The following is a 25333-nucleotide window of genomic DNA, read 5'->3' as shown; positions in this document are numbered from 1 at the left end:
TTGCAGGGCTTTTTTTTCAGCTGTAGGAACCGGCGCGCTGTGCCTTGGTTTCGCTGTTTAGATCGCGATGCAGGTAGATCCCCAGCAGCAGTCCGATGCCCGACAGCGCCAGCACATAGTAAGCGGGCGCTAACGGGGTTAACTTCATGATCAACGTCACAAATATTGGGGTTAAACCGCCAAAAATGGCGTATGCGACATTATATGAGAACGAAATCCCGGTAAATCGCACTTCCGCCGGAAAAGCCCGCACCATCACGTAGGGGACCGCGCCCACTACGCCTACGCTGAAACCCACCAGCGCGTAGCAGGCAAACAGCATTTCCGGGTGTTCGCCCACCGTCCGATAAAATAGCCAACTGCAACCGGCCAGCAGCAGGCTGCCGACGATAAAGGTTTTGCTGGCGCCAAAGCGATCCGCCGACAAGCCGGCGATGATGCAACCGGCGATCAGCATGATGGTAGCGATGCTATTGGCCTGCAACGATAACGCCGGGGCGATACCAAACTGTTTTTGCAGGTAGGTCGGGGTCATCAGGATCACCACCACAATGCCGGCGGACAATAGCCAGGTCAGCAGCATCGACACCACCACTTCCTTGCGATGATTGAGCACCACCGATTTCAACGGCAGCTCTTCTGCCAGGGCCTTACGCGCCTGCATCTCGATGAAGATAGGCGTTTCCTGCAGCCAGCGGCGCAGGTACATCGCCACCAGGCCGAAAATGCCGCCCAGCAGGAACGGGATGCGCCAGCCACCGTCAATAATGGTCTGTTGACTAAGCGTGGTGTTGATTACCGTCGCCACCAGCGAGCCCAGCAGGATGCCGACGGTCAGGCCGGCAGTCAGCGTGCCGCAGGCAAAACCGATGCGCCGACGCGGCACGTGTTCAGCCACAAACACCCAGGCCCCCGGCACCTCGCCGCCGATCGCCGCCCCTTGCAGCACTCGCATCAGCAGCAGCAACAGCGGTGCGGCAATGCCGATGCTGGCATAGGTCGGTAACAGACCCATCGCCAATGTCGGCAGCGCCATCAGCAAAATACTCAGGCTGAACATTTTTTTGCGGCCGACCAGATCGCCGAAGTGCGCCATCACAATGCCGCCCAGCGGGCGGGCCAGATAACCGGCGGCAAAAATGCCGAAGGTTTGCACCTGACGTAGCCATTCCGGCATATCCGCCGGGAAAAACAGCTCGCCCATCACCGCCGCAAAGAAGACAAAAATGATGAAATCATAGAACTCCAGCGCACCGCCCAGGGCAGCTAACGTCAGAGTTTTGTAGTCTTGCCGGTTTAACCGGCGATTATTATCGTGAGACATAGGGTACCGTCGGAGGAAACTGTGAAAATAAAAGCCAGCGGCTTTCTGTAAACGAATCCTTACTATAACGGCAAATTATTTTCACACCAGATCGGCTAGCGCTAATCTCACAAAAGGCTGAAATTTAGAGGTTTATCTCGCGACGCGCATTCTTCGGACGAAATGCTGCTACCACTGCCGCCTCGGTTTCCACATAGGGCCCCTCAAGCAACTGTATGCAGTACGGCACGCTGGCGAAGATGCCATGCACCACCACCTTGCCCTGCTCGTCCTTAACCCCTTCCAGCGTTTCCTTGATCGACTTGGGTTGCCCCGGCAGGTTGATGATCAATGCCTGCTTGCGGATTGCCCCCACCTGACGTGAAAGAATGGCCGTTGGCACATAGTGTAGGCTGATTTGACGCATTTGCTCGCCGAAGCCGGGCATCACGCGATCGGCAATGGCCAAGGTAGCGTCAGGTGTCACGTCGCGGCGCGCGGGGCCGGTACCACCGGTGGTCAGCACCAGATGGCAGCCCATTTCATCCACCAGCTCACACAGGGTTTGTTCGATCAACGTCTGCTCATCGGGGATCAGGCGGGTCTCCAGCTTAAACGGAGTGCTCAACGCGCCAGTCAGCCATTCCTCCAGCGCCGGTATCCCTTTGTCCTGGTAAACGCCGCCGGAAGCGCGGTCAGAAACGGAAACCAAACCAATACGTAATATGTCCATGCGTAACCTCTACAGCCTGATGGGGTTCGGACGGGTTCGCTTCCCGCCCTATTTTCAATCTTGAGAGTATAAAGTGTCTGCCTGCCTGCGGGATCTGCAGGCATAAAAAAAGGCGGCCTAAGCCACCTTTTTCTGCACTGATTGCCGGAATTACAGCAGATCGGCGATCATTTTTTCCAGCTTGCCCTGGTCTACGGCAAACTTGCGGATACCGTCGGTCAGTTTCTCAACTGCCATTGGATCCTGGTTGTGCTGCCAGTAGAACTCAGGCTCGGTCAAAGCGGCAGGACGCGCTTGCACTTCGCCGGTGTAGGCCAGTTTACGCTCCAGTGTACCTTCGCTCTCTGCCAGCTCTTTCAGCAGTGCAGGGGCGATGGTCAGGCGGTCACAACCGGCCAGTTCGATGATTTCGCCAACGTTACGGAAGCTGGCGCCCATCACCACGGTTTTGAAACCGTGCTGTTTGTAATACTGGTAGATCTCGGTAACGGAAACCACACCTGGATCTTCGTTTGGCGCGAACTCTTTCTTGTCGCCATTGGCTTTGTACCAGTCGAGGATACGACCAACAAACGGAGAGATCAGGTAAACGCCGGCTTCGGCGCAGGCACGGGCCTGAGCAAAGGAGAACAGCAGCGTCAGGTTACAGTTGATGCCTTCTTTTTCCAGCTGTTCCGCAGCGCGGATACCCTGCCAGGTAGAGGCCAGTTTGATCAGGATGCGATCGTTGCTGATGCCGGCATCGTTGTACAGTTTGATCAGGCGCTTGGCCTTGGCAACGCTGGCTACGGTGTCGTAAGACAGACGTGCGTCCACTTCGGTGGAGATGCGGCCTGGAACCAGCTTCAGGATTTCCAGACCAATGTTAACGGCCAGCTTGTCAGCGGCATCGGCGATCTGCTGTTCGCGATCGCTGCTCTGCTCGCGAGCCCAGGCAATGGCTTCGTCAATCAGTTTGCGGTATTCAGGAATTTGGGCTGCATTGAGGATCAGCGAAGGGTTGGTCGTAGCATCTTGCGGTTGATACAGCTTCATAGCCGCGATATCGCCCGTATCTGCAACCACGGTAGTCAGTTGGCGCAGGGAAGTTAATTTATCGGTCATGTTGGCATTATCTCATCGTGTGTGCATGAACTTTTGGCATCGTTCAACCATGCCCTGCCCTGATAATAACATGCGCAAGGCCCGGTGCAAGGCTGGAAAATCACGCCCCGGCGGTGCTGGTTTTATCCTTGAGCGAGCAACCGTTTACGCTGCTATCTTTCGTCATTCCCGAGCTGATGAAAAGGCAATAACGTGCTATCGCTTGAATAAATTATGTTAAATTCGCGAAAATTAATGCAATAGGTTTCGAAATCTGAGAAAAGTCTCAATTGCTCGGAACCGGGCTGATTTCAGCTAAGCTCTTGTAAAAACTCAGTCAATATATTTTCACCCGCGGTGGATACGGCGCGGTGCGCAACAAATTTCAACAAGGAGGGATCCGTGACGGACCTGATAAATTTTATAAATAATATTTTGTGGGGTTCGGTACTGATTTATTTGCTGCTCGGTACCGGTATTTATTTCACCCTGCGCACGCGTTTTATCCAGGTTCGCCATTTTGGCCACATGTTCTCGCTGCTGAAAAACAGCAACAAGAGCGACAGCGCAGGTATCTCCTCCTTTCAGGCCTTATGTACTACCCTCGCCGCTCGCGTCGGTACCGGTAATCTGACCGGCGTGGCCATTGCCCTCACCGCCGGTGGCCCCGGTGCCATCTTCTGGATGTGGGTAGTGGCCTTTATCGGCATGGCCACCTCCTTTGTGGAAAGCAGTCTGGCACAGCTCTACAAAACCAAAGACGACCAGGGTAACTACCGCGGCGGCCCGGCCTATTATATGGAGAAAGGGCTGGGCATGCGCTGGATGGGCGTGCTGTTCTCAATCTTCCTGATCATCGCCTTCGGCCTGGTGTTCAACGCCGTACAGGCCAACTCCATCGCCCAGGCTTCCGCCGTCGCTTTCCACGTTAAACCGCTGTATGTCGGTATCGGCCTGGTGGTCCTGAGCGGTATCGTGATTTTCGGCGGCATTCGTTCCGTGGCCCGCGTGGCCGAACTGGTGGTGCCGCTGATGGCTGCAGCCTATTTACTGCTGGCCCTGTGGGTGATTGGCCATAACATTGAACATATGCCGGCGATCCTCTCGCTGGTGGTGAAAAGCGCCTTCGGGCTGCAGGAAGCGGCGGCCGGTGCCGTCGGCTACGGTATTTCGCAGGCGATGACTCAGGGTGTACAGCGTGGCCTGTTCTCCAACGAAGCCGGTATGGGTTCTGCGCCCAATGCGGCGGCATCAGCCTCACCTTACCCACCGCATCCGGCCTCGCAGGGCTATGTGCAGATGCTTGGGGTGTTTGTCGACACTATCGTGATTTGTAGTGCAACTGCCGCCATCATTCTGTCCTCCGGCGTATTGGATCAACCGGTGGACAACATCAGCGGTATCGACATGACCCAGCGCGCGCTGTCTGCTGCCGTCGGCAGTTGGGGCTCGCCGTTTGTCGCCATCGCCATTTTCTTCTTCGCCTTTACCTCGATTATCGCCAACTACGCCTATGCCGAAAGCAATCTGGTGTTCCTGGAGCACAACCACCCGGCCGGCCTGTTGATTTTCCGTTGCGCCGCACTGGGTATGGTGATGTTTGGTGCGTTGGCCGAATTGCCGGTGGTATGGAAAATGGCCGATACCTCTATGGCGTTGATGGCTATCACCAACCTGACGGCGATCCTGCTGCTGTCACGCGTTGCGTTGAAATTGGCTAACGATTACCACCGTCAGCGAACGCTGGGAAGATTGCCCACTTTTGACGCCAACCGCTTCCCCGAGCTGAAATCTCAGCTTGAACCGGGCGTGTGGGACAAAAATTAATTTTTGCGGGTGCGTCAAACGCGCGCCCTGCCTATCAGACCCATTGACCCTTTTTCCCGCGCTTTTTGCTACAGTAGCGGTTCTTGGAAAAACAGGATCTGGCCATGCTCGTTATTATTTCACCTGCAAAAACTCTTGATTACGAAAGCCCACTGGCAACCGAACGCTTCACCCAGCCGGAACTGCTGGATAAATCGAAGCAGTTGATCAAAATCTGCCGCGATCTGACGCCGGTACAAATCTCCAAGCTGATGGGCATCAGCGATAAACTGGCCGGCCTGAACGCCGCTCGCTTTGGCGACTGGCAACCGAAATTCACCCCGGACAATGCCCGCCAGGCCCTGCTGGCGTTTAAAGGCGACGTTTATACCGGGCTGCACGCGCAGGACTTCAGCGAAGATGACTTTGATTTCGCCCAACAGCATCTGCGTATGCTGTCCGGGCTGTACGGCGTGCTGCGCCCGCTTGATCTGATGATGCCTTACCGTCTGGAGATGGGCATCAAACTGGACAATGCCAAGGGCAAGGATTTGTACAGTTTCTGGGGCGAGCAAATCACCAAAAAACTTAATGAAGCGCTGGAGCAACAAGGTGACGATGTGGTGGTCAACCTGGCTTCCGACGAATATTTCAAATCGGTGAAACCGGCTAAACTGCACGGCGAGCTGATTAAACCGGTGTTCCTCGACGAGAAAAACGGCAAATACAAAGTGATCAGCTTCTACGCCAAGAAGGCGCGCGGACTGATGAGCCGCTTTATCATCAAAAATCGTCTGACGCAGCGCGAACAACTGCTTGATTTCAATCTGGAAGGCTACGCATTTGACGAAGCCAATTCCCAAGGCAACGAGCTGGTGTTCAAACGCCCAGAGCAGTAAGGCCAGCACCCATAAAAAAGCCGTCGCAATGACGGCTTTTCGCTTTATGTGGCCATGAGGATCAGGCTGGCAAGGCCATAAGGAACTTGCGCAGTTCGCCAAAACCGGCGGGCAGGTTGTGAGACAGCAGCGGCAAATCAGCACGCAGTGCCAGCGCCTTCGGCAGTGGCAATTCCTGGCCGAGAATGTCCTCGACGCTCTCTTTGAATTTGGCCGGATGCGCGGTGCCGAGGAACAGACCAAACTCCCCTTCCTGCAACTGGTCACGCAACGCGCGGTAAGCAATCGCCGCGTGCGGCTCGGAGAGATAACCCAACTTCGCCAGTTCACGCATAGTGTCTTTGGTGGTTTCGTCACTGACCGTGGCATGGCCCAGCTCTTTCAACTGCCAAATCTTACGGCGGAACAGCTCTTCGACCCGTGGCCAGTTGTTCGGCTGGCTGACATCCATCGCATTAGACAGCGTAGCCACCGTGGCATGAGGCTGCCACTGACCGTTAGTCAGGAAGCGCGGCACGGTGTCGTTGGCATTGGTCGCGGCGATAAAACGCTTCACCGGCAGGCCCAGTGACTTGGCCAGCAGCCCGGCGGTCAGATCGCCGAAGTTGCCGCTGGGTACTGAAATCACCAACTGGTTGCGTGCTTCCTGTGGCAATTGCGCAACCGCTTCGAAGTAATAACAAATCTGCGCCAGCAGGCGGCTGATGTTAATCGAGTTGGCCGAGTTCAGGTGCAGGGCTTCTTTCAATTCCTGATCGTCAAATGCCTGCTTCACCAATGCCTGGCAGGCGTCAAAATCGCCGTCAATCGCCACGGTATGGATGTTGCCACCCAGGGTGCAGAACAGTTTTTCCTGCAGCGGGCTGATTTTGCCCTGTGGATACAGGATCACCACGCGCACATTCTTCAGGCCGTAGAAGGCATGAGCCACCGCCGCGCCGGTATCACCGGAGGTCGCGGTCAGGATAGTGACCGGCTGATCGCCCGCCACTTCCGCCAGCATTTGTGCCATAAAGCGGCCGCCGAAGTCTTTAAACGCCAGCGTTGGGCCGTGGAACAACTCCAGGCAGGCGATATCATCTTCAACTTGCGCTACCGGTGCCGGAAACTCAAAGGCCGCCGCCACACGCTTATGCAATGCTTCTTCAGAAACTTCATCGCCAATAAATGCCGACAGGATACGGCTGCTGCGCGTGACAAAGTCCTGTTCCAGCAGATGGTCGATTTCGGTCAGTTCAAACTCCGGCAGATCCAGCGGGAAAAACAGCCCTTGCTGTTTGCCCAGGCCCTGTTTGATCGCCTGTGTGAAGCTAACCTGCTCGTTATGATCCTTAAGGTTGTACAGTTTCATGCGTTATCCCAGTAGTCGTGCGCCTGCGGTATCCAGGCGGCAAATATGAACAAAACCTTCGTCGTTTTGCAGATAGTGATTAGTCAGCCAGTCGGCCATGCGTTGCGCCGTTGCGCCGTCATCACAAACGGCGAACAGCGTCGGGCCGGAACCGGAAATACCGCAAGCCAAGGCACCGATATCCTGAGCGGCTTTGCGTGCGTCGGCAAAACCCGGCAACAGGCGGGTGCGGTACGGCTCGGCAATCACGTCCTGCATCAGTTTGGCGGCCAGGCGCGGTTGTTGGGTATGGCAGGCATGGATAAAGCCCGCCAGATAGCGACCGTGGCTGATACAGTCCTGACGACGATACTGCGCGGGCAGGATCGCACGCGCTTCGGCGGTGGATACCTTGATGCCCGGATAGGCCATCACCCACAGCCAGTCTTTAAAGCATGGCACTTCCTGGCTGATGAAGCCTTCTTCTTCCAACATCAACTGCAGGCCGCCGAGGTAGCAAGGCGCTACGTTATCGTAATGCACGCTGCCGGAGATGCGGCCTTCCAACTCGCCCATCAGGCCCAGCAGCGTCATTTTATCCAGCGGGCGGTTGCAGAACTCATTCATCGCCATCAACCCGGCGACCACCGAGCAGGCACTGGATCCCAGACCTGAACCGATCGGCATATTTTTCTCGAGTCGCATCGCCACCGGGATTTGCTGACCGATTTCCTGGCAGAAGCGCTCCCAACATTGGTAAACGATGTTCTCTTTCGGATCGTCCGGCAGCTTGCTGACGAAGCGACCGGCATTTTGCAAACTGAACGTTTCGGCGGCCTCTACACTGACGCAGTCGCCCAGCAAGGTACCGTCAATTGGCGACACCGCTGCACCCAGAACGTCGAAACCGACGCTGACGTTACCAATTGAGGCCGGCGCATACACCTTAACCATATTAAACTCCCAACTTCCATGACAGTGTGCGCAACAGGTCGGCAAATACCCCTGCGGCGGTCACATCGTTACCGGCACCGTAGCCGCGCAGCACCAGTGGCAATGGCTGATAGTAGCGGCTGTAGAAAGCCAGGGCGTTCTCGCCGTTCTTCACTTTATACAACGGATCGTTACCGTCTACCGCATCTATACGCACCTGACAGCGGCCATTTTCGATCGCCCCGACATAGCGCAGCACCTTACCCTGCTCGGTGGCATTGGCCACGTTGCGGGCGTACTCTTTATCCAGCTCCGGCAGGCGCGCCATAAAGGTTTCCACGTCGCCGGAAGCGTCAAAGGAAGGTGGCAGCACCGACTCAACCTCGATATCGGCCAACTCCAGTTTGTAACCCGCCTCACGCGCCAGGATCAGCAGCTTGCGCGCCACATCCATACCGGAAAGATCGTCACGCGGATCCGGCTCGGTATAGCCCTTGGCTTTGGCCTCCAGGGTCGCGGCCGACAGCGACATGCCCTCATCGAGCTTACCGAAAATAAACGACAGCGAACCGGACAGAATGCCAGAGAAGCGCGTCAGCTCATCACCAGCGTTCAGCAGGTTTTGCAGGTTTTCGATCACCGGCAACCCCGCACCGACGTTGGTGTCGTACAGGAACTTGCGACGTGAACCGGCCGCGGCGGTGCGCAGTTGTTGGTAGTAATTCATCGACGAAGTGTTGGCCTTTTTGTTCGGCGTCACCACGTGGAAACCATCGGCCAGGAAATCGGCGTATTGATCGGCCACCGCCTGGCTGGAGGTGCAATCGACAATCACCGGATTCAGCAGGTGATACTCCTTCACCAGGCGGATCAGACGGCCAAGGTTGAATGGCTCCTGCGCACCGGCCAGTTCATCACGCCAGCTATCCAGCGCGATGCCGTGTATGTTGGTCAACATGGCGCGTGAATTGGCAATGCCGCACACCCGCAGGTCGATATGCTTTTGCTTCAGCCACGGCTGTTGACGGTAGATCTGTTCGATCAACGCACCGCCGACGCCGCCAACGCCGATAACAAACACTTCAATCACCTGATCGGTGTTAAACAGCATCTGGTGGCAGACGCGAACCCCGGTAGTCGCCGAGTCGTTGCTGACCACCACCGAGATGGAACGTTCGGAGGACCCCTGGGCAATAGCGACAATATTGATGTTGGCGCGCGCCAGGGCGGAGAAGAAGCTGGCCGAAATACCGCGCAGGGTGCGCATGCCATCGCCGACGACCGAGATAATCGCCAACTGCTCCATCACGTCCAGCGGCTCCAGCAGGCCATCTTTCAATTCAAGATAGAATTCGTCTTCCAGTGCGCGACGGGCACGCTGCAGCTCACTCTGCGGTACGCAGAAGCTGATGCTGTATTCGGAAGAGGACTGGGTGATCAACACCACTGAGATACCGGCACGGGACATCACGGCAAACACGCGTGCCGCCATGCCGACCATGCCCTTCATCCCTGGCCCGGAGACGTTGATCATCGCCATGTTATTGAGATTGGTGATGCCCTTCACCGGGGTATCGGTATCCAGATTTTCGCCGCCAATCAGCGTGCCTGGGGCCTGCGGGTTGGCGGTATTTTTGATCAGGCAAGGGATTTGGAACTGGGCAATGGGAGCGATAGTTCGGGGGTGAAGCACGCTGGCGCCGAAGTAGGAAAGCTCCATAGCTTCCTGATACGACATCGATTTCAGCAACCTGGCGTCTGGCACGGTGCGAGGATCGCAGGTATAAACGCCGTCGACGTCGGTCCAGATCTCACAGCAGTCGGCGCGCAGGCAGGCAGCCAGTACCGCAGCAGAGTAGTCGGAGCCGTTACGGCCCAGCACCACCAGTTCCCCTTTATCGTTACCGGCGGTGAAACCGGCCATCAGCACGATGTGATCCGCCGGGATTGCTGCGGCGGCGATGCGCAGTGTGGATTCGGCAATGTCTACCGTGGACTCCAGGTAATGCCCCTGCGCCAGCAGTTTCTCCACCGGGTTTATCACCGTAACCGGGAAACCTTTGGCGCGAAACACCCCTTCCATGATGGCGATAGAGAGCTTCTCACCGCGGCAGATGATAGCCGCATTCACGCTATCCGGGCATTGCCCCAGCAGCGCAACGCCATGCAGTACCTGTTTGAGTTGGGAAAATTCCTGATCGACCAGCGTCTTGAGACGATCGTATTCAAAGCCGGGCAACGCCTGTGCCAGACCGCTCAGCAGGTCGGCAAAGATGCGTTCTGCATCGCTCATATTTGGCAGAATGTCCTGCCCCGCTACCGTTTTATCAATCATCGCCACCAGGTGGTTGGTGATTTTAGCCGGAGCGGACAAGACCGTGGCCACCTGTCCCTGACGTGCGTTACTTTCCATGATGTCGGCAACGCGCAGAAAACGTTCTGCATTCGCTACCGAGGTTCCGCCAAATTTCAGCACTCGCATTTCTTGTCTCTCCCGAATTTAAGCCGAAAAAAAAGCCCGCACTGGTTAGGTGCGGGCTTTTTTCTTTTGTTTCCTGTACGCGTCAGCCCGCCCCGTTACCTGTGGTATCGGTGGTGGTAATAATTGTTGTGTTCAGGCTGATATTTCGCATTTTGTCTGTCTGTCTCATTAAATACTCTGTCCCCTCTATTGGTTAAAGCAATCGCTATCCCAAGTCAAATTATTTCTTGTTTTTGCTTGTTTATTGCCCAATGCAGCAACTGGGCAATGCGACAGTCGAAAAGCCAAATGGCAGGATAAAAAGACAGACTGGCGACAGTTTTGCAGTGGATCACACTGCCTAATTAGCCATGTTTGCGGGTATCACTTTGTCAGTTTTTTTTCGATGTCATGCAGCAAAGTATGCAACATTGCCGTATCGCGCTGCTGCAAAGTACCAAGCCGCTGGTGCAGCCAATCGCGCAATTTTTGATCGTCACCCACCCCCAATGCCCCCAGCAAACCATCGGCACGCTGACGCAGTGCTTTAAGCTGGCCCTCATTAGCCACTGGTTCCTGCGGTGCGCTAACCTTCATCAGTTCCGACAGTTGATAGCAATACACCATCACCGCCTGGCCGAGATTCAACGAAGGGTAATCTGCCTGCATCGGCACACCGGTCAGCAAATCGGCCAACTCCAGCTCTTCATTGGTCAGGCCGGAATCTTCACGGCCAAACACCAACGCTGCCTGCCCCACCCACTGACTGCGCTCACTCAACTGACCCAACAGTTGCTGCGGCGTACAGTAATAATGGAAACGCGCGCGGCTGCGGGCAGTGGTAGCAACGGTGAAATCCACGTCCGCCAGCGCCTGCTCGAGAGTGGCGAAAGTCTGCACGCCGTCGAGGATATCCCCCGCCCCATGAGCCACCCAGCGAGCCGCCGGTTGCAGGTGCGCTTCGCTGTCGACAATGCGCAACGAAGTGAAACCCATGGTTTTCATTGCCCGCGCCGCAGCGCCGACGTTTTCCGGCCGCGCCGGAGCCACTAAAACAATATGAAGCTGCATCAATACTCCACTAAACGACAGATCGCGTATTTTTGACTGTTTGGGATAGTCTGATTATATTTACATCTACGCAACAATAATCCCGAAATTGAGGGTAGACAGGGCTAAATAGGTTATTGCCCCGATAAATTTCTCGTAATACATATTATTGCTACTTATGTTTTACTGTGCTTATTAATCAAAGCGTTAAAAGAAGCCTTTTATCAATAAGTCAATAATTCTACCTCATTAGGCACCGCAATGCTGAATCGTACACAGAATTTAGGCTTCTGTGACTTAAGCTGGCATTTCTGTAAGTGTTTTTCACAAAACTGTTAACGTGCTACAATTGAATTTGATATATGTCAACAAACCTTAGTTTTGTTGGGTGATGAATTCGGTGCGCACTGTTATATTGCTGTTAATACGGTTAGGATATGCACCGTTTTGGCACCTTTGGGGATGTAAGGAATAGCGCCCCAACCAAGCTAGCGATCTTGTTGACATGGGATGGAAAGTGCATCAAGAACGAGTTTACGTACTTTAGTCGTTTGGTAGAAGGGAACGTGAGCGCTAATCTCTGCCCTCCGCTATGAAAACAAAGACTTCTGTACTTCCTATTTTCTATTTTGTTGGCAATTTTAGGTAGCATATATGCAGACCCCGCACATTCTGATTGTCGAAGACGAGTTAGTCACTCGTAACACCCTGAAGAGCATTTTCGAGGCGGAAGGCTACGTTGTTCATGAAGCCAATGATGGTGCAGAGATGCACAACATCCTGTCTGAAAATGATATCAATCTGGTTATCATGGACATCAATCTGCCAGGCAAAAATGGCCTGCTGCTGGCGCGTGAATTGCGCGAACAGGCCAGCGTTGCGCTGATGTTCCTGACCGGCCGTGATAACGAAGTTGACAAAATCCTCGGCCTGGAAATCGGCGCCGATGATTACATCACCAAGCCATTTAATCCGCGTGAATTGACCATTCGCGCACGTAACCTGCTGTCACGCACCATGAACCTGGGAAGCGTCGGCGAAGAACGTCGCCTGGTTGAAAGCTATAAGTTCAACGGTTGGGAGCTGGACATCAACAGCCGCTCACTGATCAGCCCCGCGGGCGAGCAATACAAACTGCCACGCAGTGAATTCCGCGCCATGCTGCACTTCTGCGAAAACCCGGGCAAGATCCAATCCCGTGGCGAACTGCTCAAGAAGATGACCGGCCGTGAGCTGAAGCCGCATGACCGTACCGTGGACGTGACCATCCGTCGCATCCGCAAGCACTTCGAATCAACGCCGGACACGCCGGAAATCATCGCTACTATTCACGGTGAAGGTTACCGTTTCTGCGGCGATCTGGAAGAGTAAGCCCTCCTCCCGCGTTAAAATATTTGGGGTTCCGCAGAACCCCAAATCTTATTTTGCCTCACCCCAGGGGATGATCGGCACTGCGCTCAGCGCATTCTTCGGTGAACCATCCACCACGCGGTCTGAATAACTAAGATAAATCAATGCATTACGTTTAGCATCGTAGAAACGCACCACCTGCAGTTTCTTGAACACCAGCGATGTTCGCTTCTGGAACACGACCGTCCCTTCCGCCTTACCATTTTTGATTTTATCAGTCAGCTCAATCGGCCCAACCTGCTGGCAAGAAATGGCGGCATCCGCAGTATCTTCCGCTAATCCCAACCCACCTTTGATGCCCCCGGTTTTTGCCCGGCTGATATAACAAGTTACATTTTTAACATCAGGATCGTCGAACGCTTCCACCACAATTTTATGGTCCGGACCAAAGAGTTTAAATACCGTATCAACCGACCCAACCTGTTCTGCCTGCGCACTATTTACCGTTGCGCAAACTAAACAAAACAAAAATAACCATCCTTTTTTCATTCACTTAACTCCAATAGGCTAAATCCTAAAAATGGGTACCGGCAATCAATATTGTTTATGTTTTAGGTCACAGAAAAGGATCTTTCTGGTCCGCACCGGTCTTTTTAGCACAGAGCGTGAAAAAAATCTTTGAGAGTCTCAGAGGAAAAAAATTGCTATTATGCGGCGTCGTTATATCTTTGCGCCCGTTTAAGGTGTGCCCCTATCCAACCCTTGCTCAACAGTGGCAAGAGGAAAGAGTGCTACGCAAAATGGCTCATGGATTGGTCTGATAGCGCAAGCACCAGCGTAATGAATAAACAGTTCGGGTTCCTACCCTAAAGCTCTACGAGGAAGATCTATGGATCAAGCCGGTATTATTCGTGATCTGCTTAGCTGGCTGGAAAGCCATTTGGACCAACCTTTGTCACTGGACAATGTGGCGGCCAAAGCAGGTTACTCTAAATGGCATTTACAACGGATGTTTAAAGATATTACCGGTAACGCCATCGGGGCTTATATCCGGGCAAGGAGATTATCCAAGGCTGCGGTAGCGCTGCGTTTAACCAGCCGACCTATTCTGGATATAGCCTTACAGTATCGCTTCGACTCGCAGCAGACATTTACCCGCGCATTTAAAAAACAGTTTGCGCAAACGCCGGCACTGTATCGCCGTGCAGAAGACTGGAACTCATTCGGCATTTGTCCGCCAATCCGCCTGGGCGCCTTTACTCTGCCGCAACCCGAGTTTGTCACGATGCCGGAACAGCACTTGATTGGCCTGACGCAAAGCTATTCCTGTACGCTGGAGCAAATCTCCCACTGCCGTACCGAATTGCGGTCGCAGTTCTGGCGCCAGTATCTGGGCGAAGCAGAGTCGCTGCCGCCGGTGTTATACGGGCTGCACCATTCACGTCCGAGTCAGGAAAAGGATGACGAGCAGGAAGTGCTGTACACCACGGCGCTGGAACCGCATCACGTACCGGCGAAAATTCAGGCCGGACAGCCGCTGGTGTTGCAAGGTGGTGAGTATGCGATGTTCAGCTATGAAGGCCCGGCTTCTGGCCTGCAGGACTTTATTCTGACCCTCTATGGCACTTGCCTGCCGGCACTCAAACTCACGCGCCGTAAAGGGCACGATATTGAGCGCTTTTATCCCAAGGGTGACCGCCGGCCACCCCAACCGCCAACCGAGATCAACTGCGACTATTTGATCCCGATCCGCCGTTAACGCTGCAGTTCATCCAGCGCGGGCGTGTCCAGATGCGTGACATCGCCCGCCGTTTCGACAATCCAGCCAGAAGCCAACCAGGGACTCTGCTGGTGATCGACTCGCGACAGTGAACAGTTGCGTAAACGCAGGCGGCGCTCGGCATAGGCCGGTAGCCCGAGCACGGTACTGATCAGACAGCCTAAAGCGATACCATGGCTGACAATCAGCGGTTTGCTGCCTTCAGGCAACATCAGGCAACTTTCCAATGCCTCGCGCATCCGGTCGCCCAACTCGCTCATTGACTCGCCCTGAGGGATACGGCCATCGGCAGTACCATCGACCATCTGCTTGCGCCACTGTTCTTCCTGCGGCGTCAGACTGTCGATTAAGCGCTCTTCCAGCACCCCCATATGCAACTCACGCAAACGCGGATCGTTTATCACCTCGCAACCGCAAGCCTCCGCGATGATTTGCGCAGTGCGGCGGGTACGCCCCAGATCGCTGGTAATCACGTGTGTGATGCCTTGTTTGCTGACGCGCTGGGCAACCAGGCGAGCCTGATGTTCACCGTTGGCGGTTAACGGGCTGTCCGACTGACCCTGGATGCGGCGAGCCGCATTCCACTCCGTTTCGCCGTGGCGAACGAGGTATACCTGTAACATTTTGCTTTTCCGTTATACTGCGTGAAACCTGAGTTTATCGTCGTCAGATGCCGCTTGCGCAAACGCCTGACGTAGTGAATAGGCTCTTAGCTTAAGGATGCCAAACCCGTTATGTATCATGTTGTCGCTGCAACTACCAACCCGGCAAAGATCAAGGCTATTCAACTGGCCTTTGAGGACACTTTTGGCCAGGACCAATGCCGCATTGAATCGGTCGACGTCGCCAGTGGCGTTTCACTGCAACCCATAGGTAATCACGAAACCCGCACCGGTGCACGCCAGCGTGTTATGGAAGCGCGGCAGGTACGCCCGGAAGCCGACTTTTGGGTCGGCGTTGAGGCAGGAATCGAAGAGAATATGACTTTCGCCTGGATGACGGTGGAAAATCCGCAGACCCGTGGCGAATCGCGCTCAGCCAGCCTGATGCTGCCGGAGACGATTTTACAGGGAATTCGCGCCGGCCGCGAATTGGGCAGTGAAATGGCAACCATCACCGGCAATGCCGAAGTGAAACGCCAGGGGGGCGCTATTGGCATCTTTACCGATGGGCGATTGAGCCGCACCAGCGTTTACCATCAGGCTCTGCTGCTGGCGCTGGTGCCTTTCCACAACCCTATCTACCAGAACCATAACAACGCGGCACAAAAATAACCTTCGGTGGGCGCGGCGCTACGGTGCCTCGCCCAGCAACTGCTGTTCCAGCCACTGCTTTAATGCCGGGGTCGCTGCCTTCAGGCTGTTTGAACCGCGAGTGATGGTGGCAATCCCCGCCCCCAGTTCATTCTTCAGCTCACGTTGGCTCATCTCACCGCGCATCAATTCCTGGATAATCCGTACCCTTGTGCCTAAAGCCGTACGTTCGTCCGGCGTCAACAACAGTTGCATCAGCGGTTGATGCAGATCCTGGGCAAACGAATTCTGCAGCAGCGCAACAAAGCGCAGCCAATCCTCATTACCTTGTTCTGAAAGAGCCGGGTCGTTAAGCGATAATTGCGTCATGGCAAGCCACCATACTATTTAACTAGTACAGCAGCATACCATAGCGACGTCAAAATCAATAACGCCTCTGCCACTCGGCGTCGGTCAGCACTTTAGCCGGCCGATGCATGAGATAGCGATAAAATGCGTCGTATGCCAACACGTTCTTCACGTAAGAACGGGTTTCCGAGAACGGGATGCTTTCGACAAATGCCACGGCATCAACCCGCCCTTCACTGTTACCCAACCAGGTATTCACCCGAGACGGACCGGCATTGTAAGCCGCCGATGACAGGATCCGATTGCGGCCAAACTGCTGGTAAACGTACTCCAGATAGCTGGTGCCGATGGTAATATTGACACGCGGATCAAGCAGTTGGCTGGGGCTTGAGTAACCGGGAATATTGTACATCTGCACGGTATGCTGCGCGGTACGTGGCATCACCTGCATCAGGCCGCTGGCCCCTACCGGTGACTGTGCTTTCGGATTCCAGGCGCTCTCCTGACGAGCAATCGCCATGGCATAACTCGGCGTTATCCCCTTGTCATCGGTCGCGGCGCGGAATTCTTGCGGCCAGGCTACCGGGAAACGTTCCTCAAGGTGGTCCCACATTTTGCCGACAATAGTTGCCTGCACGCTGAGATCGGCCCATTTCTGCTCGAAGGCATAACGCGCCAGCGCTTCCTGTTCCGGGCGGCTGCGACTGGCCACGAAGGAAGTCCACTCACTGCGCGCCAGGTTATCCATATTCCAGTACATCAACTCGCGCACCCGGGCAATTTCCGGGCCGTCCACCAATGATGCGCGGGGTTTTGCCGCTACCGCCACCATCACCGGGTAAGGCGTATTCAGTTTCTGTGCCGCCACCATCGGGTAGAAGCCACGTTCGGTCATCAGCCGACGCAGGATCTCTTCCCCTTCGCTGCGTTTGCCTTCGTCCAGTAACATGCTCGCACGCCAGTAGCGCCATTCATCTTTATTGCGTGACTCGGTCGGCAGACGCGCCAGCCAGGTCGCCACCCCCTGGCGATCGCCGGCCCCCAGCGCCATACGCACGCGGCGCTCCAGCAGTGCCGGTGACTGGCTACGCAGGATCACCTTGTCGCGCCACTGGGTCTGTTCAAAGGTCGCATCGCTGCCCATCAGGCGCCATGCCACCGCTTCCTCCAGCCCCAGCCGCTCGCTGTCGCTCATTTTCTGCAGACGGACGAGGGTTGGGATCATCGCCCGGGCGTTTTCCGCATCCTGACGCGCCAGGCGTTCGAAGGCGATGCCGGTCGCTGCACGGGTAAAGTCGGTCGGCCCCACGCTGCGGGCAAAGGACTCAACCGTCGCAGGATCGTTTTGCAGACGCACCAGGGCATCACCCATGGTCTGATAATCTGACGGCAATTGGCGATAGAGGCTGTTCACCAAGCCACTGTTGCCCTCTTTCAACGCCAGTTTCATGCGTTCCAAAATAGCCGTTGGCGTTTGTTTACCGGCCCCCTGCCAGACGCTGAACAACTTGTCACAGGCTCCCGGCAGCGATTTACCGCTCATCCAGATGTCGTCGACACCGCTCCAGGCCGCGGTCTGATCGCCAGTGGCCCATTTGGCATAGTAGTAATTGCAACGCGCAGCAATGGGTTTCGGTGCCTGCGGGCTGAAGGCCAGCAGGGTACGCCAGTCTTCACGCCGCGCCAGTTCATTAACAAAACGCGGGGCCAGCGATTTGGCCGGCGGCAGCGTCGGATGCTGCTTGATAAAGTCATTCACCTCAGAGAATCCGACCTGGCTGAGATCTTGCGTCAGCTCACGGTATTCCAGATAAGGGTAAAGCGGGTAATCACGCAGCGTCGGCATCAGTTGCGCCACCACGTCCATCTGTTTGCTGTCCCACGCCTGCTTGATCTGCAGGTAGCGCTGACGCTGAGCGTCCAGGGAATCCGCCAATGCGGCGCTTGAAAATGCCGTCAGGCACAGGCCCACAGCCAAAAACCGCCACTTGTCTACCTTGACCATACTGACTCTTTCCTCGCTAATGCTGATGGTGTTGCCAGAGCCGCTTCAGCCCGTTGCCGCGCTACGTCAGCAGCCAACGGATCGGTGAACCCGGCTCTCCGAGTATTTCGCGCTCTGTCGTGGAATAACGTCTATCCGGCACGCCAGAGCAAAAGGGGGACGCTGAGCAACCCGCTCAGCCGTCTATCATAGACAGCAGGATCGCCTATCCATTCACTACTGTAGAAGAAGTTTATCGTCACGATGGGCTTCAGGTAAAAAAGGTTTACCCTCGCTGACAAATTAATTAAAGCTGGCGGCAATTTTTGCCGTTTTAATCATTTCATCCTGGGCTAACGCTAAAAACCGGTCGGACCCGCGATTATTAATCCCCACCGCCAATATAAAACCAAGCCATTTGAAATTATTAGCCGTCGCAGGATTTCGCACTCAAAACGAGGGGCAGAAAAGTTGCGCAAACCGCCAGAACCCAGGCCTGGCGCGCCAACTTTGCAGAAAACGCCTGGCAAACCCCGGTGGTCGTTTTTATACTATTAAAAAAGGCTAAGATAATTCCGAGAAAATGGCACATAAAGCGCGCAACAGGGATATCTTATAATACAATCCGCGCCAATTATGGGTTAGATAGTGTTCATCAGGCAGTGCGATTGACAGTTTTCAGCAAGACAATTATCCCTTCGACCGGGTCAGGCTTCTCATCGTTATGTTGCCGCAACAGTACTGCGGACGTGGGCAGGAATAGCAGATGAAGATGGCAAAAAATGCCGCGTTGTTAGTGACCTGCGCAAAAAACTCATTCATGAGTTTCCTTTGCGCACGTCTGGACAACGGCCGTCTGTTATCGCTGTTTCTACTCGCTCTGTTGGCATTTCCCGGTTTGGCCCACCCCGAGACGGGCGATTCATATAAAAATCGTACCCATGCCGTCACCACTGTGGTGGTCGGCATCATCAGCTATGCCCGCTGGCCGAGTGGACCCAACCCTATCCGACTGTGCGTGACGGCGCCGACACAATATGCCGACGGACTGTTCGATCCCATCCTGCTTAGCGCGCCCAGGCCAATAAAAGCCGAGCGCATCGCTTTCGACAGCCCATTGCTGAGCACCGGCTGTGATGTGATTTATTTAGGCAATATCAATGCCGGGCAGAAACAGAATTTCATCCAGCGCATTAGCGGTCATTCGATTCTCAGCATCAGCGAGAACGATGCAGAGTGTTCTGCCGGCAACGCATTTTGTCTGCAGTTCGAAGGGGACGAGGCCAGCTTTAAAGTGAACCTTGATGCACTGGCGCGCAGCGGCGTACGCGTTCACCCCAACGTGCTGCAACTGGCACGCAAACCGGTGCCGCCGCTATGAAGTGGTTGCGCAAGAACCGATCGGGTCAGTCACGCCCGACGCTGGGCCGGGTGCTGCAACGGGTGCATCTTGGGCTGGCGCTGATTGCCGTCGGCACCGCCGGGATTTTCCTGACGCTGGTCGCGCTGTTTGCGCTGCGCGCTTATGCCAACCATAACCTGCACCTGATTGCACGCTCCATCAGCTATACCGTCGAAGCTGCCGTGGTGTTTGAAGACCGCACCGCCGCAAGTGAGGCGCTGGTATTGATCGCCTCCAAAGAGGAGGTATCGGAAGCCAGAATTCTGAACAACAGCGGCAAAGTGCTCGCCACCTGGCGTCACCCCGAAGATGGCCCGCTGCACGGTATGGAACAAATCGTGGCCCGCTGGGCGCTGCCGGAACCGGTGATCCTGCCGATTACTCATGAAGGCAAAGAGGTCGGCAAAGTTTGGCTGCTGGGCCACGGCGGCAGCCTGCTGCGCTTTCTGTTGCGCGGCATGATCGGCATGATCGCCTGTCTGGTGCTCAGTACCCTGTGTGCGCTGGTACTTTCCCGCCGCATGCTGGTAGGCATTGTCCGTTCTCTGGATGACATCGCCAATGTCGCGCATGCGGTACGTCGCGATCGCGCCTTTGGCCTGCGGGTGCCGTCGGCGCCGATTGCCGAACTGCATGAGCTGAGCAGCGACTTTAATGGCCTGCTCGACGAGCTGGAAGCCTGGCAGGCACACCTGAAGCAGGAAAATGACTCACTGACTCACCGGGCCACCCACGACAGCCTGACCGGCTTGCCGAACCGCGCCTTCTTTGAGGGCCGCCTGAGCCGTGCGCTGGGGGACATTAAACCCAGCGAAAAACTGGCGGTGCTGTTTATCGACGGTGACCGCTTCAAGGAAGTTAACGACAGTTACGGCCATGCCGCAGGCGATGTGGTGTTGACTACCATTGCCGGGCGCATTCGCGCGCAGCTGCGTGAAAGCGATCTGGTGGCACGTTTGGGAGGTGATGAATTCGCCGTATTGTTGGCACCGGTCCACACTACGGAAGATGTCCTGCAGATTGCCGATAACATAATCGACTGCATGACCCAACCGGTGATTTTACCGAACGATGAGGCGGTGATTTCCTCTCTGAGTATCGGTATTGCACTTTACCCAGAGCATGCGGTAACGCCTCAGGGGCTCTTGCACGAAGCTGACGATGCGATGTACCAGGCAAAGCATCGTTATAACGGAGGCTGGCGGCTGGCAATACAAAAATAAGGCCCCGGCTAAAAAATAAAACTAGGGATTTTGATTATGATACAGCAAACACTAAAAAACCGTTTTTCACTGCTGGCGATGATGTTTATCGCCCTGCTGGCCCTCGCCGGCTGCCAGAGCAAACCTCAGGGCCTGACGCCCGAGCAAATTGCCCTGTTGCAGTCGCAAGGGTTCAAGCTGACCGATAACGGCTGGGAATTTGGCCTGTCCGACAAAGTGCTGTTTGGCAATAACATCGGCAAGCTGAACCCGGAAAGTACCGACACGGTACAGAAAATGGGCCGCGCATTGATGAGCGTCGGTATCACTCAGTTCCGTCTGGATGGTCATACGGATAATTACGGTGAAGACAGCTATAACGATCAGCTCTCTCTGCGTCGCGCCAATGCTGTGGCGGATCTGCTCGCCAGCGTAGGCATTCCACGTGCCAACATCGAAACCCGCGGCATGGGTAAACGCGATCCGGTGGCCGATAACCGCACCTCCAGCGGCCGGGCGGAAAACCGCCGCGTCGCGATAGTCGTCACCCCTTAAGCAACCAATATGCGCCTTCACCGGCGCATAAGCATAAAAGGTTATACTTGACGATCGCTGTGTGATGTCTGGGATCCGCTGTCGAAACGGGCTACACTCCGCAGCCAGACATCCTATAAAAACTGATATAGAGAGGCAGAGGCACCGTGGCTCAATACGTCTATACCATGCATCGCGTCGGCAAAGTGGTTCCGCCGAAGCGTCACATCCTGAAAAACATCTCGCTGAGCTTCTTCCCTGGCGCCAAAATTGGTGTACTGGGTCTGAACGGCTCGGGTAAATCCACTCTGTTGCGCATCATGGCCGGCATCGATACCGATATCGAAGGTGAAGCTCGCCCACAACAAGGGATTAAGATCGGTTACCTGCCGCAGGAACCGCAGCTGAACCTCGAACATACCGTCCGTGAGTCGGTCGAAGAAGCGCTGGCAGAAGTGGTCGGTGCGCTGAAACGTCTTGATGAGGTGTACGCACTGTACGCCGAAGAAGGTGCCGATTTCGACAAGCTGGCCGCTGAGCAGGGCCGCCTGGAAGAGATCATTCAGGCCCATGATGGCCACAACCTGAACACCCAGCTGGAGCGCGCCGCCGATGCGCTGCGCCTGCCGGAGTGGGACGCGAAAATCGCCAACCTTTCCGGTGGTGAACGTCGCCGTGTCGCCCTGTGCCGCCTGCTGCTGGAAAAACCGGACATGCTGCTGCTGGACGAACCGACCAACCACCTGGATGCCGAATCCGTGGCCTGGCTGGAACGTTTCCTGCATGACTTTGAAGGCACCGTAGTGGCCATTACCCACGACCGTTACTTCCTCGACAACGTGGCCGGCTGGATCCTCGAGCTGGACCGTGGCGAAGGTATCCCATGGGAAGGCAACTACTCTTCCTGGCTGGAGCAAAAAGACGCTCGTCTGGCGCAGGAAGCCTCTTCCGAAGCCGCACGTCGCAAATCTATCGAGAAAGAGCTGGAGTGGGTTCGTCAGGGCGCCAAAGGCCGTCAGTCCAAAGGCAAGGCCCGTTTGGCTCGCTTTGAAGAGCTCAACAGCACCGAATACCAAAAGCGTAACGAAACCAACGAACTGTTTATCCCACCTGGCGCACGCCTGGGCGATAAAGTGGTTGAAGTCAGTAACCTGCGCAAGTCTTACGGCGACCGCGTGCTGATTGATGACCTGACCTTTGCAGTACCGAAAGGCGCGATTGTTGGCATTATCGGCCCGAACGGCGCCGGTAAATCCACGCTGTTCCGCATGATGTCCGGCCAGGAACAACCTGATTCCGGCAGCATCGTGTTGGGTGACACCGTCAAACTGGCCTCGGTCGATCAGTTCCGCGACAGCATGGATAATTCCAAAACCGTTTGGGAAGAAGTTTCCGGCGGCCAGGACATCATGCGTATCGGCAACACCGAAATGCCAAGCCGTGCCTATGTCGGCCGCTTCAACTTCAAGGGTGTCGATCAGGGCAAACGCGTCGGCGAATTGTCCGGTGGTGAGCGTGGCCGTCTGCATCTGGCCAAGCTGCTGCAGGTTGGCGGCAACGTATTGCTGCTCGATGAACCGACCAACGACCTGGATATCGAAACCCTGCGCGCGCTGGAAAACGCCCTGTTGGAATTCCCAGGCTGTGCGATGGTCATCTCGCACGACCGTTGGTTCCTTGACCGCATCGCCACCCACATTCTGGATTATCAGGATGAAGGCAATGTGGAATTCTTCGAAGGTAACTTTACCGAATACGAAGAGTACAAGAAGCGGACGCTGGGCGCCGAAGCGCTTGAACCACACCGTATCAAGTACAAGCGAATCGCCAAGTAATCCCGGAAAGCGCCGCATGCGGCGCTTTTTTTATTCCTACGCCAGCTCGCGGGCATAATCGTCAAACACCGGGTGTTGCAATACCACGTCGATAAAACAGGCCAGCGCCGGTGAATTCAGCTTGCGGCTTGGATAAACCAGATACAGCTCATTGCCTTCCGCCTGCCATTCCGGCAGCACCTCGACCAGTTGTTTTTGCGCCACCACCTCACGGCTGAGAAAGGCCGGTAGCATGGTGATACCCGCACCGGCAATCGCACATTCCCGCGCGTACAGCAGATTATCGGTAACATGCCGCATCGGCAGCTGCCAACGAAAATACTCGTCGCCCCGACGCAGGCTCCAGACCGGCCAGGAGCTATGTGCAATACAGCGGTGCTGCTGCAACTGTTGCGGATCGACAATCTGCGGGGACTGCGCCAGATAGGCCGGCGACGCCAGCAAATAACGTGGCGCATGCCCCAAACGACGGCCAATCAGTGAAGAATCCTGCGGTTTGCCGGTTCGCAGCGCGGCATCGAACCCCTCCTGCACCATATCTACCATAGCATCAGATACCGACACCTCCAGCGAGACATCCGGATATTGCCGCTGGAAATCCGCCGCCAGCCGCGCCAGCAAGGTTGCCCCCAACCCGGCGGGGGTCGAGATACGCAACCGCCCACTGGGGTTATCACGCAGCCGTTGCAGCGCCAGGTCGGCCCGTTCGGCGGCGGACAGCATCTCCTGGCAGTGTTCCAGATAGCGTTCACCGGCAAAGGTCAGATTGAGCTGACGGGTGGTGCGGTTTAACAGCCGCAGACCCAGCGTCTGTTCCAACTGACTAATGCGCTGGCTGACGCTGGACTTTGGCAAGGCAGCCCGTTTGGCGGCGGCGGTATAACTGCCACATTCAGCCACCAGCGCAAACAACGCCATATCCTGAAGCTGTTTAAACCTCATTGTTCACCTCCAACGAACACTCAGTTAGCTATTGTCCATCTTATCATCAACTGCCAACGGGTCTACACTGAGGGTATTCATTCGAAAGGAGCACAGTCATGTCGATTAAAGCCATTGCCGTAGACCCGAAAAACCCCGCCAACTTCATTGCAATCAGCCCGGAAAAACCCACCCCAGGCCAGTACGATTTATTGGTTGAAGTCAAAGCGGTGTCGGTCAACCCGGTGGATACCAAGGTCCATGCCGGCCTGCAAAAAAGTGGTCTGCAACAGCCCCGTATTCTCGGTTGGGATGCCAGCGGTATCGTGGTCGAAGTGGGCAGCAGCGTCAGCGGTTTCAAACCCGGTGATGAAGTCTGGTACGCCGGTGATATCACCCGCCCAGGCAGCAACACGACCCATCAGTTGATTGACTCGCGTATTACCGCCCATAAGCCGCAAAGTCTGAACTGGGCTGAAGCCGCCGCCATGCCGCTGACCGCCCTGACCGCCTGGGAAGCGCTGTTCGAACACCTGAAGATTCAGGACGCCGCACCCGGTAAAACCCTGTTGATTATCGGCGGTGCCGGTGGCGTAGGTTCGCTGGCGATCCCGTTTGCTGCACAGCGCAGCCAGGTGAAGGTGATTGCGACTGCCTCACGCCCCGAGTCGGCGGCCTGGTGCCGGGAGCGCGGTGCCGATCTGGTGGTGGACTACCGCGATCTGAAAGCCAATCTGGCGCAGCAGGGCATTGAGAATGTGGATTATATTCTTTGCCTGAACGACACCGACGGGCACTGGAAAGCGATTTCCGATCTGATTGCGCCAATGGGCCATATCTGTACCATCGTCGAAAATGCACAGCCGTTGGACCAAAATGCGCTGAAGTTGAAAAGTGCCGCTTTGCATTGGGAGTTGATGTTTACTCGCAGCATGTTCACCACGCCGGACATCGCCCAACAGGGTGAGATCCTCAAGCAAGTGGCGCAAATGCTGGATGAAGGAAAACTGAGTACCACCCTGAGCGAAACCTTGCAGGGGTTGACGGTCGACACCCTGACCGCCGCGCATAAAAAACTGCTCGACGGGCATATGCAGGGCAAACTGGTGATTGTTTACTGATGACA

General features: G+C 55.5%; 23 protein-coding genes and 1 other annotated feature. Of the genes, 10 read left to right on the top strand and 13 right to left on the bottom strand.

What is annotated here, in order from left to right:
• Positions 1–16: 16 nt before the first annotated feature.
• From ACSOSI_RS03135 to tal, 3 genes are all read right to left on the bottom strand, one after another.
• A complete protein-coding gene (locus ACSOSI_RS03135; RefSeq protein ID WP_476706537.1) occupies positions 17–1324 on the bottom strand; it encodes an MFS transporter in 1308 nt (435 codons plus the stop codon).
• Positions 1325–1448: 124 nt separating this feature from the next.
• Positions 1449–2036 carry a molybdopterin adenylyltransferase gene (gene mog, locus ACSOSI_RS03130; protein ID WP_017891557.1) on the bottom strand — a complete coding sequence of 196 codons (588 nt, stop codon included), beginning with the start codon at positions 2034–2036 and terminating at the stop codon, positions 1449–1451.
• A gap of 150 nt (positions 2037–2186) precedes the next feature.
• Positions 2187–3140, bottom strand: coding sequence for a transaldolase (gene tal, locus ACSOSI_RS03125; protein ID WP_012005140.1), 954 nt, complete (start codon positions 3138–3140; stop codon positions 2187–2189).
• A gap of 381 nt (positions 3141–3521) precedes the next feature.
• Between tal and ACSOSI_RS03120 the strand changes: the two genes are divergently transcribed.
• Both ACSOSI_RS03120 and yaaA read left to right on the top strand, forming a co-directional pair.
• Positions 3522–4946 carry an alanine/glycine:cation symporter family protein gene (locus ACSOSI_RS03120; RefSeq protein WP_454889166.1) on the top strand — a complete coding sequence of 475 codons (1425 nt, stop codon included), beginning with the start codon at positions 3522–3524 and terminating at the stop codon, positions 4944–4946.
• Positions 4947–5050: 104 nt separating this feature from the next.
• Positions 5051–5824 (top strand): peroxide stress protein YaaA, encoded by a 774-nt coding sequence (gene yaaA, locus ACSOSI_RS03115; RefSeq protein ID WP_017891555.1) that lies wholly within the window; start codon positions 5051–5053, stop codon positions 5822–5824.
• A gap of 61 nt (positions 5825–5885) precedes the next feature.
• Here yaaA and thrC read toward each other — a convergent pair whose 3' ends face one another.
• The 5 genes from thrC to ACSOSI_RS03090 all read right to left on the bottom strand — a co-directional run bounded on the left by thrC (position 5886) and on the right by ACSOSI_RS03090 (position 11619).
• Positions 5886–7175, bottom strand: coding sequence for a threonine synthase (thrC, locus tag ACSOSI_RS03110; RefSeq protein WP_012005137.1), 1290 nt, complete (start codon positions 7173–7175; stop codon positions 5886–5888).
• Positions 7176–7178: 3 nt separating this feature from the next.
• Complete coding sequence (gene thrB, locus ACSOSI_RS03105; protein WP_012005136.1) at positions 7179–8108, bottom strand: homoserine kinase; 930 nt, start codon at positions 8106–8108, stop codon at positions 7179–7181.
• Position 8109: 1 nt separating this feature from the next.
• On the bottom strand, positions 8110–10569 hold the full coding sequence (gene thrA / locus ACSOSI_RS03100) for a bifunctional aspartate kinase/homoserine dehydrogenase I (RefSeq protein WP_026142189.1): 2460 nt from the start codon (positions 10567–10569) through the stop codon (positions 8110–8112).
• 25 nt (positions 10570–10594) lie between these two features.
• Positions 10595–10713: a sequence feature (Thr leader region), on the bottom strand.
• On the bottom strand, positions 10652–10720 hold the full coding sequence (gene thrL / locus ACSOSI_RS03095) for a thr operon leader peptide (protein ID WP_071998276.1): 69 nt from the start codon (positions 10718–10720) through the stop codon (positions 10652–10654). (Overlaps the previous feature by 62 nt.)
• Positions 10721–10932: 212 nt before the next feature.
• Positions 10933–11619 carry a tRNA/rRNA methyltransferase gene (locus ACSOSI_RS03090; protein WP_012005134.1) on the bottom strand — a complete coding sequence of 229 codons (687 nt, stop codon included), beginning with the start codon at positions 11617–11619 and terminating at the stop codon, positions 10933–10935.
• Positions 11620–12252: 633 nt separating this feature from the next.
• On the opposite strand from ACSOSI_RS03090, the gene arcA reads away from it, so the two are divergent.
• Complete coding sequence (gene arcA / locus ACSOSI_RS03085) at positions 12253–12969, top strand: two-component system response regulator ArcA (RefSeq protein WP_004949989.1); 717 nt, start codon at positions 12253–12255, stop codon at positions 12967–12969.
• Between the two features lie 48 nt (positions 12970–13017).
• Here the strand turns inward: arcA and creA are convergent, their stop codons facing one another.
• A complete protein-coding gene (creA, locus tag ACSOSI_RS03080; RefSeq protein ID WP_012005133.1) occupies positions 13018–13497 on the bottom strand; it encodes a protein CreA in 480 nt (159 codons plus the stop codon).
• A 340-nt stretch (positions 13498–13837) separates the two neighbouring features.
• Between creA and robA the strand changes: the two genes are divergently transcribed.
• Positions 13838–14707, top strand: a complete 870-nt coding sequence (gene robA, locus ACSOSI_RS03075; protein WP_261138836.1) for an MDR efflux pump AcrAB transcriptional activator RobA — start codon at positions 13838–13840, stop codon at positions 14705–14707.
• Here robA and gpmB read toward each other — a convergent pair.
• Entirely contained in the window at positions 14704–15351 is a 648-nt protein-coding gene (gpmB, locus tag ACSOSI_RS03070) for a 2,3-diphosphoglycerate-dependent phosphoglycerate mutase GpmB (protein ID WP_012005131.1), read from the bottom strand. The genes robA and gpmB overlap by 4 nt on opposite strands.
• Positions 15352–15462: 111 nt before the next feature.
• Here gpmB and yjjX point away from each other — a divergent pair, with 111 nt between their 5' ends.
• The gene (gene yjjX, locus ACSOSI_RS03065) at positions 15463–16002 is read left to right on the top strand and encodes an inosine/xanthosine triphosphatase (protein WP_012005130.1); all 540 of its coding nucleotides are present in this window, start codon (positions 15463–15465) and stop codon (positions 16000–16002) included.
• A gap of 18 nt (positions 16003–16020) precedes the next feature.
• Here yjjX and trpR read toward each other — a convergent pair whose 3' ends face one another.
• Both trpR and sltY read right to left on the bottom strand, forming a co-directional pair.
• Positions 16021–16350: a trp operon repressor gene (gene trpR, locus ACSOSI_RS03060; protein ID WP_153858096.1), complete on the bottom strand. Its 330-nt coding sequence runs from the start codon at positions 16348–16350 to the stop codon at positions 16021–16023.
• A gap of 55 nt (positions 16351–16405) precedes the next feature.
• The gene (sltY, locus tag ACSOSI_RS03055; protein WP_012005128.1) at positions 16406–18334 is read right to left on the bottom strand and encodes a murein transglycosylase; all 1929 of its coding nucleotides are present in this window, start codon (positions 18332–18334) and stop codon (positions 16406–16408) included.
• A 745-nt stretch (positions 18335–19079) separates the two neighbouring features.
• Between sltY and yfiR the strand changes: the two genes are divergently transcribed.
• From yfiR to ettA, 4 genes are all read left to right on the top strand, one after another.
• Entirely contained in the window at positions 19080–19694 is a 615-nt protein-coding gene (gene yfiR / locus ACSOSI_RS03050; RefSeq protein ID WP_476706536.1) for a regulatory sequestration protein YfiR, read from the top strand.
• Positions 19691–20938 carry a diguanylate cyclase DgcN/YfiN gene (dgcN, locus tag ACSOSI_RS03045; RefSeq protein ID WP_012005126.1) on the top strand — a complete coding sequence of 416 codons (1248 nt, stop codon included), beginning with the start codon at positions 19691–19693 and terminating at the stop codon, positions 20936–20938. The genes yfiR and dgcN overlap by 4 nt, the downstream gene beginning before the upstream one ends.
• A 36-nt stretch (positions 20939–20974) precedes the next feature.
• Complete coding sequence (gene yfiB, locus ACSOSI_RS03040) at positions 20975–21472, top strand: outer membrane lipoprotein YfiB (protein WP_017891551.1); 498 nt, start codon at positions 20975–20977, stop codon at positions 21470–21472.
• 146 nt (positions 21473–21618) lie between these two features.
• Positions 21619–23286: an energy-dependent translational throttle protein EttA gene (ettA, locus tag ACSOSI_RS03035; protein WP_012005124.1), complete on the top strand. Its 1668-nt coding sequence runs from the start codon at positions 21619–21621 to the stop codon at positions 23284–23286.
• A gap of 36 nt (positions 23287–23322) precedes the next feature.
• Here ettA and ACSOSI_RS03030 read toward each other — a convergent pair whose 3' ends face one another.
• On the bottom strand, positions 23323–24228 hold the full coding sequence (locus ACSOSI_RS03030; RefSeq protein ID WP_476706535.1) for a LysR family transcriptional regulator: 906 nt from the start codon (positions 24226–24228) through the stop codon (positions 23323–23325).
• A 98-nt stretch (positions 24229–24326) separates the two neighbouring features.
• Here ACSOSI_RS03030 and ACSOSI_RS03025 point away from each other — a divergent pair, with 98 nt between their 5' ends.
• Positions 24327–25328: a zinc-binding alcohol dehydrogenase family protein gene (locus ACSOSI_RS03025; RefSeq protein ID WP_012005122.1), complete on the top strand. Its 1002-nt coding sequence runs from the start codon at positions 24327–24329 to the stop codon at positions 25326–25328.
• Positions 25329–25333 lie beyond the last annotated feature (5 nt).

It is taken from the genome of Serratia sp. AR11, assembly GCF_056376275.1.
This window is presented reverse-complemented; position numbering and strand designations above follow the sequence as displayed.